The organism is Teichococcus aerofrigidensis (genome assembly GCF_054073225.1).
In genome coordinates this window covers 49,024-63,169 of record NZ_JBSXMU010000010.1, presented here as the reverse complement: position 1 = coordinate 63,169, position 14,146 = coordinate 49,024, and the positions used below count along the sequence as shown (strand labels likewise).

Sequence of the window (14,146 nt, the reverse complement as noted above, 5' to 3'; positions counted from 1 at the left end):
GGGGAACTGGGGTTCGGCGTCATCGCGGGTGGCGGGCATCCTTCCCCCCGGAAGGGGATCGCGCAATGGCGCGGCCCGCGGGGCAGCCCCTCCTTGCGCCGGCATTGCGGCAGGCCGCGGGCACTGGCACAATTTCCCGTGATGGACCCCGCCGAATACGCCCTGATGGACGCCGCCGAGGACGGCATGTGGTGGTACCGCGCGCTGCGCGCCCGCCTCGCCGGGGCCCTGCGGTCGGCGCCGCCGGGCGCGCTGCTCGATATCGGCTGCGGCACCGGCGGGCTGCTGCGGCATCTCGCGCGGGAGGCGCCCGGGCGGCCGCTCTACGGCCTCGAGTACCATCCCGCCGCCGCCGCCCGCGCCGCCGCCAAGTCGGGCGCCGCCATCGTCTCCGGGGACGCCGCCCGCCTGCCCTTCGCGGATGCCGCCTTCGCCGCCGTGGCCAGCGCCGACGTGCTCTGCCACGCGGCGGTGGACGAGACGCGCGCGCTGGCCGAGATGCGCCGCGTGCTGACACCGGGCGGGCTGCTGGTGCTGAACCTGCCGGCTTTCGAATGGCTGCACTCGGCGCATGACCGGCGGGTGCACAACGCCCGCCGCTACACCGCCGGCGGCGCCCGCGCCCTGCTGCGCCGCGCGGGCTTCGGCGCCGTGCGCGCCCGCTACTGGAACGCCCTGCTCCTGCCGTTGATGGTGGCGCAGCGCAAGCTGCTGGCGCGCGGCGAGTCGGATGCCAGCGACGTCGCCCCCTTCCCGCCATGGTTGGATGCCAGCCTGCATGCCGCCACCGTCGCGGAAGCCGCGCTGACCCGCCTCGGCCTGCGCTGGCCGGCCGGCGGCTCGGTGCTGCTCACCGCCACGGCCGGCGCCGCCTGATCCCCTCAGCCCCCCGAGACCGCCGCCATGAACCCTTCTCCCGCCGCCATCGGCCTGTCGATCGTGGTGCCGGTCTATCGCGGCGCCGACACGGTGGGGCGCCTCGTCGCCGCGCTCTCGGCGCTGGAGCCCGAAGGCGGCATCGAGATCGTGCTGGTCAACGACGGCAGCCCGGACAACAGCGGCGAGGTCTGCCGCCGGCTCGCCGCCACGGCGACGGTGCCGCTCACCTTCATCGAGCACGCCCGCAACTTCGGCGAGCACAACGCCGTCATGACCGGGCTGCGCCACGCCCGCGGCGCCTATGTCATCACCATGGATGACGACCTGCAGAACCCGCCCGAGGAGGTGCTGCGGCTCTACGACCACGCGCGGCTGGGCGGCTGGGACGTCGTCTACACCCGCTATGCCGAGAAGAAGCACGAGGGCTGGCGCAACCTCGGCAGCCGCTTCGCCAACTGGGTGGCCGACCAGCTCATGGACAAGCCGAAGGGGCTCTACCTCTCCTCCTTCCGCTGCATGTCGGCGCTCGTGACGCGCGAGGTGACGCGCTACACCGGCCCCTATCCCTATATCGACGGGCTGGTCATGCAGGTGACGCAGCGCATCGACAGCATCGAGGTGATGCACCTGGCCCGCGCCGAGGGGCGCAGCAACTACACCATGCGCCGGCTGATCCGGCTCTGGCTGAACCTCGCCACCAACTTCTCGCTGATGCCGCTGCGGCTCGCCATGTTCGCCGGCCTCGGCATGGGCCTGCTCGGCATGATCGGCGCCGTCTTCACCATGATCGAGGCGATGACCAAGGACACGCCCTCCGGCTGGGCCTCGGTGATGACGGTGACGCTGCTGATCGCCGGCGTGCAGTTCCTCATCCTCGGCGTGATGGGCGAGTATCTCGGCCGCGCCTTCCTCTCGGCCAACGGCAAGCCGCAGGGGGTGGTGCGGGAGGTGATCCCGGCACGGGCGCCGGCCGCCGTGCCCGCCGCGCGCGAGACGGCGGGGGCGTGATGCTGCACTGGCTGGTGCTGGCGGCGGCGATCGGCACCTCGCTGGTCGGGCAGGTGCTGCTGAAGGCGGGCACGCTGGGCGGCGGCGCCTTCCTGGCGCAGCTCTTCCGCTGGCAGACGATCATCGGCCTCGGCTTCTACGGCGGCGCCGCGATGCTCTACATCGTCGCGCTGCGCAAGCTGCCGATGAGCGTCGCCCTGCCCTGCACCGCCGCCTCCTATGTCCTCGTCGCGCTGATCGGCCACTTCGCCTTCGGCGAGACCCTGGGGGCGCAGAAGATCGCGGCGATCGGGCTGATCTCGCTCGGCGTCGCGCTGCTGGCCACGGCCTGAGGCGACATGGCCGGCCCCGTCCTCGCCCGCCTCTGGAACGCCCCGGTCCTGCTGCTTGCCCTGGCCTCGCTCTTCTGGGCCGGCAACCTGGTCATCGGCCGGGCGATGCACGCGTCGGCCTCGCCCTTCTTCCTGTCCTTCTGGCGCTGGAGCCTGGCGCTGGCGCTGCTGCTGCCCTTCGCCTGGCCGCATCTGCGGCGCGACTGGCCGGTGCTGCGGCGGAGCCTGCCGGTGCTGATGCTGCTTGCGCTGCTGGGCATCATGAGCTTCAGCACCCTGGTCTATCTCGGCCTGCGCTCGACCCCGGCGGTGAACGGCCTGCTGCTGCAGTCGGTCATTCCACTCGCCATCCTGACATGCAGCTTCCTGCTCTTCGGCGAGCGGGCGCGGCCACGGCAATGGCTCGGCGTGCTGGTCTCGATCGGCGGCGTCATCGCCATCGCCAGCCATGGCGCGCTGGACGACCTGCTGCACCTGCGGCTGCACCCGGGCGATCTCTGGGTGCTGGCGGCGGTGCTGTCCTACGCGCTCTATTCCGCCTGCCTGCGGCTGCGGCCGCGCCTGCATCCGCTGAGCTTCCTCGCCGCCAGCATCGCGCTCTCCCTGGCGGCGCTCGGCCCGGCCTATGCCATCGAGCGGGCGAGCCTCGCCCCCTCCGCCGCCTTCGACGCCGCGCTGCTGCCGGTGATCCTCTACCTGGCGGTCTTTCCCTCGCTGCTCTCCTACCTGTTCTTCAATCGTGGCGTGGAGTTATCGGCGCCAACCGGGCGGGGCTGTTCATCCATCTGATCCCGGCCTTCGGCACCGTGATGGCGGTCGCGCTTCTGGGCGAGAGGCTGCACGGCTTCCACCTGGCCGGGCTGGCGCTGATCGGCCTGGGGCTGTCGCTGGCGCTGCGGCGCTGAAGGCCGCGCGCTTTTTTCACGGCCCGCGCCGGGACCTGCTCTAGGATCGCGCCCGCGCGGCGGCCGGCGGGGCACGGAGGGGTGGTGCCGATGGATGACGATCCGCTGCGACTCTTCACCGAGGATGGGCTCACCGGCGGCCCGGTCTTCGGCCTGTTGCGCCAGGGCCGCTACCTGCGTTCCGACACGATGACCGCGCGGGAGATCGCCATCCTGCTCGGCGCCCGCGCCGGCCCCGCCGGCGGAGAGCCGCCGATCACCTATTGGGAGGCCGTGCAGCGGGAGTTCCGCGCCTTCCTCTGCGGCGGCGACGGCAGCTACGACGACCTGCGGCAGGCCCTGTTCTCGGCGCGGGGCGAGACCCAGGCGGCCCTGGTCAGCATCATCGCCGCCGCCATCGGCGCGCAGATCGGCGCGGCCGCCACCGTGGTGGCGCCGCTGGTCACGCTGCTGCTGCTGGTCGCGCTGCCATCGGGCGGCAGGCCTTCTGTCGCCTGCGCACGGCGGACGCGGTCCGGCCCTTCGGGCGCGACCCGGAATCGGGCGCGCCTTAAGCCTCGGCGTACCCTAAGCCTCGGCCTACCCTGGGCCTCAGCGCGCCGCCACCGCCGCCGACCAGGGCGTCATGACATCGCTGATGCCGGTGAAACCCTCGCCATCCCGCGCGATCAGGTTGGGGCAGGCGAAGTTCACCGGCAGCACGGCGTGCTCGACCGCCAGCACCCCGCCATCCTCCTTCCCCTGGGCCTTCCCCTGGGCCTTCCCCTGGGCCTCCCCCTGGGCCTCCAGCGCCGCCAGCACCTCGGCGGGCAGGCGGCGGTCGGCGGTGATGCCGGAGGGGCCGGAGACGTCGATGCGCGGATGATGCGCGGCCGCCGCCGGGTCCATGCCGAAATCCAGGCTGAAGGCCAGCATCTGATAGACCGCGGCCAGGATGCGCCGCCCGCCCGAGGCGCCGAGCGCCAGCACCGGCCCGGTGCCGTCCGAGACCGTCACCGGGCACATGTTGCAGAGCGGCCGCGCGCCGGGGCGGATGGCATTGGCCGAGCCCGGCTCCGGGTCGAACCACATCATGCCGTTGTTCATCAGCACGCCGCTGCCCGGCAGCACCACGCGGCTCCCCATGGAGGAGAGCAGCGTCGTGGTCATCGCGACCATGTTGCCCTCGGCATCGACCACCGTGAGATGCGTGGTGCAGGTCTCGGGGCTTTCCGGCGGGGTGGCGGCGGCGCCCAACCCCTCCAGCCGCTCGGCATAGGCGGCCTGCATGGCGCGGGCGAGCGCGCTGAACCAGGCGGCGTCCGGCGCCGCGCCGGGGGTGAGGCGGCCCATCTCCCGCACCAGCCGGGCGAGGGTCGGCGCCGCGGTCAGCCCGCCGGCGCCCTGCAGGGTGAGGCCGTCCCGCCAGGGAATGTCGAGCGCCGGGCGCACAACGGCGCGGCAGCCGGAGAGGTCGGCGGCCGAGAGGCGGCCCCCCAGGTCGCGCACATCGGCCAGGATCGAGGCGGCGATCTCGCCCTCATAGAAGTCGCGCCAGCCGGCGCCGGCCAGCCGCTCCAGCGTCTCCGGCAGGCGGCCGAGGCGGAAGAAGCCTGGTGCGCCCTGATAGGGGGCCACCGGCGGCAGCCCGTCTGGCAGGTAGATCCGCGCGCTCTCGGGGTAGAGCCGCAGCACCCGGGCCGAGTTCGCGATCTTCAGCGTGGTGTACCAGTCCTGCGGCAGGCCGCGGCGCGCCAGCGCGATGGCCGGGCCGAGCAGCTCGGCCAGCGGCATGCCGCTGCCGAAGCGCTCCGCCAGCGTCGCATAGCCCGCCACGGAGGAGGGGGTGACGAAGGAGAGCGGGCCATGGATGTTGCGGTCCCCCTCCACCTCCGGCCAGGCGAAGAGGTCCTGCTTCATCCGCCCGGTCAGCGGATAATCGGCCGGATCGGCGGCGGCGGGGGCGACGGGGCCGAAGTCGAGCAGCTCGGCGCGCGGCTGGCCGGCCCGGTGGACCAGGGCGAAGCCGATGCCGCCCAGGCCGGAGTTCCAGGGCTCCATGGCAGCCAGGGCGAAGGCCGTGGCGGCGGCGGCGTCGGCGGCGTTGCCGCCCGCCTCTAGCACGGCGACCCCGGCCTCGGCGGCGGCGCAGCTCTGGCTCGCGACCATGCCCCGCCGCCCGTGGGCGGCCGGCTTGGTCACCTGCCAGTGCTGGGTGGTGAAGGGCGGCAGGGCGGTGGAGACGGGCATGGCGGACGATCCTTCGGATTTGCGTCCCGCCCAGGCTCCGCCCGCCGCCGCGGCACCGCAAGCCCCCGCCGCGCACCCCTGCCGCTCACCCATGCCGCTCACCCATGCCGCTCGCCCCTATCCCACCAGCCGCGATGCGGGTTAACTGCGACCGAGACACCGAGCCAAGAAGGAAGGATCGCATGGCGGAACAGGTTCGCATCGGCGCGCTGGCGGTGGATCCGGCGCTCAAGGCTTTCATCGAGACGGAGGCCCTGCCGGGCACCGGCGTGGCGCCGGATGCCTTCTGGTCCGCCTATGACGCCATCCTGGCCGATCTCGCGCCGCGCAACGCCGAGCTGCTGGCCGAGCGCGACCGGCTGCAATCGCAGATCGATGCCTGGTACGAGGCGAATCCGCGCCGCCCGGTCGATCTGGCGGCGCAGCGCGCCTTCCTGACCGAGATCGGCTATCTCCAGCCCGATCCCGGCCCGGTCAGCGTCGGCACCGCGAATGTCGATGACGAGATCGCGCGGATCGCCGGACCGCAGCTCGTCGTGCCGGTGAACAATGCCCGCTACGCGCTGAATGCCGGCAATGCCCGCTGGGGCAGCCTCTATGACGCGCTCTACGGCACCGACGCCATCCCGCAGGAGGGAGCGCTGGCGGCCGGAAAGGGCTTCAACCGCGCGCGTGGCGAGAAGGTGATCGCCCGCGCCCGCGCCGTGCTCGATCAGGCGGCGCCGCTGCTCGGCGGCTCCTGGGCCGATGTCGCCGGCCTCTCCGTGGTGGGTGGCGTGCTGGTGGTCGGGCTGGCCGATGGCGGCGCCACGGCGCTGAAGGATGGCGATCGCTTCGCGGGCTATGCGGGCGAGGCCGCGGCGCCCTCGGCCATCCTGCTGCGCAATCACGGCCTGCACATCGAGGTGCGGATCGACAGGGCGCATCCGATCGGCCGGGAGGACCCTGCCGGCATCGCTGACGTGGTGCTGGAATCCGCCGTCTCGACCATCATGGACTGCGAGGATTCCGTCGCCGCCGTCGATGCCGAGGACAAGATCCTCGTCTACCGCAACTGGCTCGGCCTGATGCGGGGCGATCTCGCCGCCAGCTTCGAGAAGGACGGCCGGACCCTCACCCGCCGCCTCAACCCCGACCGCGAGTACACCGCGCCGGACGGCCGCGGGCGGCTCACCCTGCATGGCCGCTCGATGATGCTGGTGCGCAATGTCGGCCATCACATGATGACCGATGTGGTGACGCGGGACGGCCAGGAAACGCCCGAGACCATCCTGGACGCGCTGGTCACCACCGCCATCGCGCTGCACGATCTCAAGGGCCGGCGGATGAACAGCCGCGCCGGCTCCATCTACATCGTCAAGCCGAAGATGCACGGGCCGAAGGAAGTGGCCTGGGCGAACGAGCTGTTCGGCCGGGTGGAGCAGGCGCTCGGCCTGCCCGCCAACACGATGAAGATGGGCATCATGGACGAGGAGCGGCGCACCACCGTCAACCTCAAGGCCTGCATCGCGGCGGCGAAGGACCGGGTCGCCTTCATCAACACCGGCTTCCTCGACCGCACCGGCGACGAGATCCACACCGCCATGGAGGCCGGCGCCGTGCTGCGCAAGGGCGACATGAAGGGCGCGGCCTGGATCAAGGCCTATGAGGACTGGAACGTCGATACCGGCCTGGCCTGCGGGCTGCGCGGGAAGTCGCAGATCGGCAAGGGCATGTGGGCGGCGCCGGACAAGATGGCCGACATGCTGGCGCAGAAGGGCGGCCATCCGAAGGCCGGCGCCAATACCGCCTGGGTGCCCTCCCCCACCGCCGCCACGCTGCACGCGCTGCACTACCACGAGACCGATGTCGCGGCGCGGCAGGAGGAGATCGCCCGCGGGGGCGCGCGGGCGCGGCTCGACGACATCCTCACCATCCCGCTCTCCGACAGCAACTGGTCACCGCAGGACGTGCAGGCCGAGCTCGACAACAACGCCCAGGGCATCCTCGGCTATGTCGTGCGCTGGATCGACCAGGGCGTCGGCTGCTCCAAGGTGCCGGACATCAACGATGTCGGGCTGATGGAGGACCGCGCGACGCTGCGCATCTCCGCCCAGCACATCGCCAACTGGCTGCGCCACGGCGTGGTCAGCGAGGCCCAGGTGGAGGAGACGCTGCGCCGCATGGCGGGCGTCGTCGACCAGCAGAACTCCGGCGACCCCGCCTACCGCCCGATGGCGCCCGGCTATGACGGTCCGGCCTTCCAGGCGGCGCGCGACCTGGTCTTCCAGGGCCGGACGCAGCCGAACGGCTATACGGAGTTCATCCTCCACGCCCGCCGGCGCGAGGCCAAGGCGGCGGGCTGACGCCCGGCGGCGGCCCGCTCAGTGCGGCGGGCCGTCGCTGATCAGCTTCACCATCAGCACCAGGTCGAGCCAGCGCCCGAACTTGCAGCCGACCTGCGGCATCAGCGCCGCCCGCTCGAAGCCCAGCGATTCGTGCATGGCGATGGAGCGGTGATTCTCGGCATCGACCGAGGCGACCATGGCGTGCTTGCGGCGCATCACCGCCTCGGCGATCAGCCGGCTGACCAGCAGCGGACCCAGTCCGCGCCCGCGGGCATCGGCCCGGATGTGCACGGAATGCTCCACCGTATGGCGGAAGCCCGGCCAGCTGGGGCGGAAGTCGGCGAAGCTGGCGAAGCCGAGGACCTCGTTCTCCTCCGCCCCCAGCGCGACCAGGACCGGATAGCCCATGGCACGGCGCTGGGCGAACCATTGCTGCCGCTGCTCCAGGTTGTCGGGCTGTTCGGTATAGACCGCCGTGCTGGTGGCCACGATGTCGTTGAAGACCGCGATGATCCCGGGCAGGTGCGCCTCGGTGGCCGGCGCGATGACCGTGGCCGGAAAGCGGCTGAGGGTGCTGGGCATGCCCGGCTAGTGACAACAGGTTGGACAGGCGGGGCGCGCGGCCTCCCGGGGTGAGGACGAAGGGGCCGTCGGCAGGGGCGTGTCCTGGCGCATCATCGATCCGCGGGTTGCAGCGGGCGGAGTTTCGCATCCCAGGGTCGCGCGCGAAAGCGAATTGCAGAACCTGCACGATAATGCTTTCTGCCTGGGATCGTGGCCGCCGGTCCGCGGGGGCTTGGCGCGGCGGGCGCGCGACCCCATAAGCCGGCCATGAAGCGTTTCTGGGACAAGGCCGAGGCGATGCCGGCCGGGGCGGGCTTCGCGGTGCTGCTGGACGGGCGGCCGCTGCGATTGCCGGGCAGCGGCCCGCTGCATCTGCCTCGCCTCCGGCTGGCCGAGGCCGTGGCCGAGGAGTGGCAGCGGGCCGGCGGCGCCAGGGACGGCGAGATGAGCATGGAGGAGGTGCCGCTGACCCGCGTGGTGGCCACCGCCCTGGAGCGGATGGCCCCCGACCCGGCCCCCAGCGCCGCCGCCCTGGCGCAGTACGGCATGAGCGATCTGCTCTGCTACCGGGCCGGGGAGCCGAGCCTGGCCGAGCGGCAGGCGCGGGACTGGCAGCCGCTGCTCGACTGGGCGGCGCTGCAGCTCGACGCGCCCCTCGCCGTCACCACGGGGCTGATGCCCGTGGCGCAGCCGCCGGCCTCGCTCGCCGCGCTGCGCCGGCGCCTCGATGCCCTGCCGGTGCTGGAGCTCGCCGCGCTGGGCGTCGCCGTGCCGGCGCTCGGCAGCCTGGTGCTCGGCCTCGCCCTGGCGCAGGACCGCCTGGATGCCGCCGAGGCCTGCCGGCTCGCCTTCCTCGACGAGACCTTCCAGCAGGAGTTGTGGGGACAGGATGCCGAGGCCATGCTGCGGCAGGAGGGCGTCATCCGCGACGTCGGCCTGGCGGCGCGGCTGCTCCGGCTGGCCCGGGAGTAGGCGCGGAGCGGGAATCGGCCCGGCGAGGCAACGGAGGCTGCCATGATCAGCAAGCGGGTGCGCATCCGCGGCCGGGTGCAGGGCGTGGGCTACCGCGACTGGATGATCGGCATGGCCAACCGGCTCGGCGTGCAGGGATGGGTCCGCAACCGTGCCGATGGCAGTGTCGAGGCGCTGGTCAGCGGTGAGGCGGCGGCGGTCAACGCCCTGCTGGCCGAATGCCGCGCCGGCCCCGCCCTGGCGCGGGTCGAATCCATCGCCGAGGATTTCGCCGAGCCGCCGGAGGAGCCGGGCTTCCAGCGTCTGCCCGGCCTTTGACGCACCGCCTTTGACGCGCCGCCTCAGAGGCGGGCCAGCAGCTCCGCCTTCTTCGCGCTGAACTCGGCATCCGTCAGGATGCCCTGGAGATGCAGCGCCGCCAGTCTCTCGATCAGGGCGGGGATGTCGCTGTCGCCGCCCCCGGCCTGCGGCCGCGGCGGCGGTTCCACGACCGGCAGGCTGTCCAGCGGCACCGGCCCGCCGGTGCCGGAGAGGCTGAGGGGCAGGCCGCCGCCGCCCTGCTGCTGCCCGAAGCCGCTGAGTTGCAGATCGCCGGTATCGTAGAGCGTGACCCGCCCCTCCCGCTCCACCGCAAGCCGGCGCTCGGCCGGGAAATGGGCATAGCGCATGCCGTCCTGCGCGCCCTGGGAGGAGGGCCGGCCCAGCGCCGCCGGCCACCAGGCCGCGGCCCCCCCGCCGGCCCGCTCCGCCTCGGTGAAGAGACCGCCCCGCGCCATCGTCTCCGACATCGTCTCCACCAGGGCGTCGCAAAGGGCCGCCACCCGCGCCTTGAGCCCGTTGTTGAACATGTCGCCGATCATCAGCATGCCACCGGCCGACCACTGCCCCATGCCACCGAGCTCAGGATGGCTGAACTGGGCCTGCCTGCCGCCGCCCCGGCGCAGCGCCCGCGCCAGCACGGCGACGGCCTCCGGGCTGAAGCCCTGCTGCCGCGCCAGCGCCGCCAGCCTCGCCTGGCCCTCCACCGTGAAATCCTGCATCCGAGATCCTCCCGCCGCGGCCCCATGGCCGGCCCTCACGCCGCAGATGGGAGCGGCCCGCCGGCCGGACAACGGCTGGCCCGCCGCCGGCGGGGATGGCACAATGCCGCATGGCACGGCCCCGGCCTGGCCGCCCTGCGCCCTCCCGCCCCGATACCGGCCGCCCCTTCCCCACCGCCCGGCCCGCCTGGATCTAACATGCCCGTCTGGCTACCCCTGCTGCTCGGCTTCCTGACCGCCATCGGTCCCCTCTCGACCGACATGTACCTGCCGGCCTTCCCGGCCATCGAAACCGGCTTCGGCGTGCCGCACGGCTCCGCCGAGCTGACCCTCGCCACCTGGTTCCTCGGCCTGGCGGTGGGGCAGCTCGTGCAGGGCACGCTGGCCGACCGGCTGGGGCGCCGCCGGCCGCTGATCCTGGGCCTGGCCGTCTTCATCGCCGGCTCCGTCGGCTGCGCCCTGGCGACCGACATCGCCTCGCTCGCCGCCTTCCGCTGCCTCGCCGCCTTCGGCGGTTCCGCCAGTATGGTGCTGCCGCGCGCCGTGGTGCGCGACATGGCGGACGGGCACGAGGCGGCGCGGCTGATGTCGCGGCTGATGCTGGTGATGGGCGCGGCGCCGATCCTGGCGCCCGGCCTCGGCGGGCTTCTGCTCGGCCTCGGCGGGTGGCGGCCGATCTTCTGGTTCAGCGCCGCCTACGGGCTGATCTCGATGCTGCTGGTCTGGCGCCTGCTGCCGGAAACGCTGGCGGCGGAGCGCCGGCTGCGCCTCGGCCCGGGGGCGCAGCTGCTGCGCTACGTCCAGATCCTGCGCGAACCGGGCTTCCGCGCGCATGTCGCGCTGGGCTGCGCCGCCATGTTCCTGATGTTCACCTATGTCGGCGGATCGCCCGCGGTCTTCGTCGGCCTGTTCCGGATGGAGCCCACCAGCTTCGGCCTGCTCTTCGGCCTCAACGCCTCGGCCTTCATCCTGGCCTCGCAGTTCAACCCGGCCCTGCTGCTCCGCCTCGGGCCGGGGCGGCTCGTGCGCTGGGCCAGCTGGGCCATCCTCGCCGCCATGCTCGCCCTCGCCGCCATCGCCATGGCCGGCCCGACCCATCCGCTGCAGGTGCTGGCGCCGATTACCGTCGCGATGGCCTGCAGCGCCCTGGTCATGCCGAACGCCGCCGTCGGCGCGCTCAGCCGCCACGCCAGCCAGGCCGGCTCGGCCTCGGCGCTGATGGGCACGCTGCAGTTCACGGTGGCGGGCAGCAGCGGCCTGCTGCTCGGCTGGCTGGCCGATGGCTCGGCGCGGCCGATGGCGCTGCTGATGCTGGCGGGCGCCGCGGCGATGGTGGTGGCGGAACGGCTCCGGCCTCAGCGCGGCGGCCGCGCTCCCGTCACTCCCACTCGATGGTTCCGGGTGGCTTCGAGGTGATGTCGTAGGTCACGCGGTTGATGCCGCGCACCTCGTTGACGATGCGCCCCGCCACCCGCGTCAGGAATTCCATGGTGAAGGGGTAGACATCGGCCGTCATGCCATCCGTGCTGGTGACGGCGCGCAGCGCGCAGACGCTGTCATAGGTGCGGCCATCGCCCATCACGCCCACCGTCCTGACCGGCAGCAGCACGGCGAAGGCCTGCCATATGGCATCGTACAGGCCGGCGGCGCGGATCTCCTCAAGGTAGATGGCATCGGCCTTCTGCAGGATCTGCACCTTCTCCCGCGTCACCGCGCCGGGAATGCGGATGGCAAGCCCCGGCCCCGGGAAGGGATGCCGGCCGACGATCTCCTCCGGCAGGCCCAGCTCGCGGCCCAGCGCGCGCACCTCGTCCTTGAACAGGTCGCGCAGCGGCTCGACCAGCTGCATCCGCATGTCCTCGGGCAGCCCGCCGACATTGTGGTGCGACTTGATGGTGACGGAGGGGCCGCCGGTGGCCGAGACGCTCTCGATCACGTCCGGATAGAGCGTGCCCTGGGCCAGGAAGTCGGCGCCGCCGATCTTGGCCTGCTCCTCCTCGAAGACCTCGATGAACAGCCGGCCGATGGTCTTGCGCTTCACCTCCGGATCGGTGACGCCCTCGAGCGCGCCGAGGAAGAGGTCCGACGCATCGCGGTGCACCAGCCGGATGTTGAAGCGGTCGCGGAAGGTGGCGACGACCTGCTCGGTCTCGCCGGCGCGCATCACGCCGTGATCGACGTAGATGCAGGTGAGCTGGTCGCCGATCGCCTCGTGGATCAGCACCGCCGCGACGGAGGAATCGACGCCGCCCGAGAGGCCGCAGATCACCCGGCCGCCGCCGACCTGGGCGCGGATGCGCCCGATGGCTTCGGCGCGGAAGGCCGCCATGGTCCAGTCGCCCCGGCAGCCGCAGACGCCATGGGTGAAGTTCCGCAGGAGCTGCGCGCCATGCGGGGTGTGCACCACCTCGGGGTGGAACTGCAGGCCGTAGAAGTGGCGCGCGTCGTCGGCGATCATCGCATAGGGCGCGCCGTCGCTGACGGCGACGATGCGGAAGCCCTCGGGCAGCGCCGTGACGCGGTCGCCATGGCTCATCCAGACCTGCTCGCGCGCGCCGGGCGCCCAGACATCCTGCGTCAGGGCACAGGCCTCGCGCACCTCGACATAGGCGCGGCCGTACTCCCGGTGGTCGCTGCCGGCGACATCGCCGCCGAGCTGCAGGCACATGGTCTGCTGGCCGTAGCAGATGCCGAGCACCGGCACGCCCAGCGTGAAGACCGCCTGCGGGGCGCGCGGGCTGCCCTCCTCCGTCGTGCTCGCCGGGCTGCCGGAAAGGATGATGCCGCGGGGCGCGAAGGCGCGGATGCGCTCCTCGCCGGCCGTGAACGGCCAGACCTCGCAATAGACGCCGGATTCCCGCACCCGGCGCGCGATGAGCTGCGTCACCTGGCTGCCGAAATCGAGGATCAGGACGCGGTCGTGATGGGAGCTGGGGGAGGAGAGGTCGGCCATGGGCCAGCTTGCACCACAACGCCGCTGTCAAGGCAAGACTTTCGCGCCGCCCCCGCCGGCTCCGGCTTCCCCTTGATCCGCCGGACCGTCAGCGCCACCGTGGAGCGCAGCAAGATACCGAGGACAACGCGGCAATGACCTGGTCGATCGTGGCGCATGACGCCGAGAGCGGCGCCTTCGCGGTGGCCGTCACCACCTGCGCCTTCGCCGTCGGCGCCTCCTGCCCGCATGTGCGGGCCGGGGTGGGCGCCGTCTCCACCCAGTCCTTCACCAACCGCTACCTGGCGCCCGCCGTGCTGGACGGGCTGGCGCGCGGCCTGACGCCCTCGGCCGCCATCGAGGGCGCGCTGGTGGGCGATGACGGCAAGGCGCTGCGGCAGATCCACGCCGTGGACCGGCATGGCCGCGCCGCCGCCTGGACCGGCCAGAGCTGCGTCGAATGGGCGGGCAGCCAGCAGGGGCAAGGCTTCAGCGTGGCCGGCAACATGCTGGCCAATCCGGCGGTGGTGGGCGAGACGGCGGCGACCTTCCGCTCCGGCACCGGCCTGCAGCTGCCTGAACGGCTTATGCTGGCGCTCGATGCCGGGCAGGCGGCAGGGGGCGACCGGCGGGGGCGGCAGTCGGCGGCGATGAAGCTGATCACCACCGAGGACTTCCCGGACCTCGACCTGCGCGTGGACGACCATCCCGAGCCGCTGACGGAGCTGCGCCGGCTGCTCGGCATCTGGCGCCGCGAGCGGGCGCCCTCGCTGGCCTTCTCGCCGCGCAAGGCCGATCCCGCCGGGCTGATCGACAAGGCGGTGATCGAGGCGGGATGGCGGGCGCGCGGCCTGGATCTGCGATTTCCGGGGCGCTAGGGGGGGCGGCGGCCCCGGGGATCCCACGAAAAAGGCCGGAGCGCGACGCGCCCCGGCCTTTTCATCCGGTCTGGCGGGCA

The 14,146-nt window shown here is 72.8% G+C and carries 14 protein-coding genes; 9 read left to right on the top strand and 5 right to left on the bottom strand.

Going from position 1 to position 14,146, the window contains the following annotated elements; genetic code table 11:
• Window positions 1-141 precede the first annotated feature (141 nt).
• The 4 genes from ACVMLK_RS04485 to ACVMLK_RS04470 are packed head-to-tail and all read left to right on the top strand — an operon-like array spanning window position 142 to window position 3,008.
• Complete coding sequence (locus ACVMLK_RS04485; protein WP_198366593.1) at window positions 142-876, top strand: class I SAM-dependent methyltransferase; 735 nt, start codon at window positions 142-144, stop codon at window positions 874-876.
• A gap of 27 nt (window positions 877-903) precedes the next feature.
• Window positions 904-1,887 carry a glycosyltransferase family 2 protein gene (locus ACVMLK_RS04480; protein ID WP_198366401.1) on the top strand — a complete coding sequence of 328 codons (984 nt, stop codon included), beginning with the start codon at window positions 904-906 and terminating at the stop codon, window positions 1,885-1,887.
• Complete coding sequence (locus ACVMLK_RS04475; RefSeq protein ID WP_198366399.1) at window positions 1,887-2,219, top strand: EamA family transporter; 333 nt, start codon at window positions 1,887-1,889, stop codon at window positions 2,217-2,219. The genes ACVMLK_RS04480 and ACVMLK_RS04475 overlap by 1 nt, the downstream gene beginning before the upstream one ends.
• 6 nt (window positions 2,220-2,225) lie before the next feature.
• Window positions 2,226-3,008, top strand: a complete 783-nt coding sequence (locus tag ACVMLK_RS04470; protein ID WP_457485743.1) for a DMT family transporter — start codon at window positions 2,226-2,228, stop codon at window positions 3,006-3,008.
• Window positions 3,009-3,441: 433 nt separating this feature from the next.
• Here ACVMLK_RS04470 and ACVMLK_RS04465 read toward each other — a convergent pair whose 3' ends face one another.
• Together ACVMLK_RS04465 and ACVMLK_RS04460 are read right to left on the bottom strand one after the other, a co-directional pair.
• Complete coding sequence (locus ACVMLK_RS04465; RefSeq protein WP_457485742.1) at window positions 3,442-3,570, bottom strand: hypothetical protein; 129 nt, start codon at window positions 3,568-3,570, stop codon at window positions 3,442-3,444.
• Window positions 3,571-3,715: 145 nt separating this feature from the next.
• On the bottom strand, window positions 3,716-5,353 hold the full coding sequence (locus tag ACVMLK_RS04460) for a gamma-glutamyltransferase (protein WP_457485741.1): 1,638 nt from the start codon (window positions 5,351-5,353) through the stop codon (window positions 3,716-3,718).
• A 182-nt stretch (window positions 5,354-5,535) separates the two neighbouring features.
• Here ACVMLK_RS04460 and ACVMLK_RS04455 point away from each other — a divergent pair, with 182 nt between their 5' ends.
• Window positions 5,536-7,698 carry a malate synthase G gene (locus ACVMLK_RS04455; protein WP_457485740.1) on the top strand — a complete coding sequence of 721 codons (2,163 nt, stop codon included), beginning with the start codon at window positions 5,536-5,538 and terminating at the stop codon, window positions 7,696-7,698.
• Between the two features lie 18 nt (window positions 7,699-7,716).
• Here ACVMLK_RS04455 and ACVMLK_RS04450 read toward each other — a convergent pair whose 3' ends face one another.
• Window positions 7,717-8,262 (bottom strand): GNAT family N-acetyltransferase, encoded by a 546-nt coding sequence (locus tag ACVMLK_RS04450; RefSeq protein WP_422922958.1) that lies wholly within the window; start codon window positions 8,260-8,262, stop codon window positions 7,717-7,719.
• Between the two features lie 249 nt (window positions 8,263-8,511).
• Here ACVMLK_RS04450 and ACVMLK_RS04445 point away from each other — a divergent pair, with 249 nt between their 5' ends.
• Together ACVMLK_RS04445 and ACVMLK_RS04440 are read left to right on the top strand one after the other, a co-directional pair.
• Window positions 8,512-9,216, top strand: coding sequence for an ATP12 family chaperone protein (locus ACVMLK_RS04445; protein ID WP_422922956.1), 705 nt, complete (start codon window positions 8,512-8,514; stop codon window positions 9,214-9,216).
• A 42-nt stretch (window positions 9,217-9,258) separates the two neighbouring features.
• A complete protein-coding gene (locus ACVMLK_RS04440; RefSeq protein ID WP_422922954.1) occupies window positions 9,259-9,534 on the top strand; it encodes an acylphosphatase in 276 nt (91 codons plus the stop codon).
• A gap of 23 nt (window positions 9,535-9,557) precedes the next feature.
• On the opposite strand, the gene ACVMLK_RS04435 is transcribed toward ACVMLK_RS04440, so the two are convergent.
• Window positions 9,558-10,256, bottom strand: coding sequence for an SHOCT domain-containing protein (locus ACVMLK_RS04435; protein WP_422922952.1), 699 nt, complete (start codon window positions 10,254-10,256; stop codon window positions 9,558-9,560).
• Between the two features lie 198 nt (window positions 10,257-10,454).
• Between ACVMLK_RS04435 and ACVMLK_RS04430 the strand changes: the two genes are divergently transcribed.
• Window positions 10,455-11,672 carry a multidrug effflux MFS transporter gene (locus ACVMLK_RS04430; protein WP_457485739.1) on the top strand — a complete coding sequence of 406 codons (1,218 nt, stop codon included), beginning with the start codon at window positions 10,455-10,457 and terminating at the stop codon, window positions 11,670-11,672.
• Here the strand turns inward: ACVMLK_RS04430 and guaA are convergent.
• Window positions 11,635-13,209 (bottom strand): glutamine-hydrolyzing GMP synthase, encoded by a 1,575-nt coding sequence (gene guaA / locus ACVMLK_RS04425; protein ID WP_198366370.1) that lies wholly within the window; start codon window positions 13,207-13,209, stop codon window positions 11,635-11,637. The genes ACVMLK_RS04430 and guaA overlap by 38 nt on opposite strands.
• Before the next feature lie 134 nt (window positions 13,210-13,343).
• Here guaA and ACVMLK_RS04420 point away from each other — a divergent pair, with 134 nt between their 5' ends.
• The gene (locus ACVMLK_RS04420) at window positions 13,344-14,066 is read left to right on the top strand and encodes a DUF1028 domain-containing protein (protein WP_198366369.1); all 723 of its coding nucleotides are present in this window, start codon (window positions 13,344-13,346) and stop codon (window positions 14,064-14,066) included.
• Window positions 14,067-14,146 lie beyond the last annotated feature (80 nt).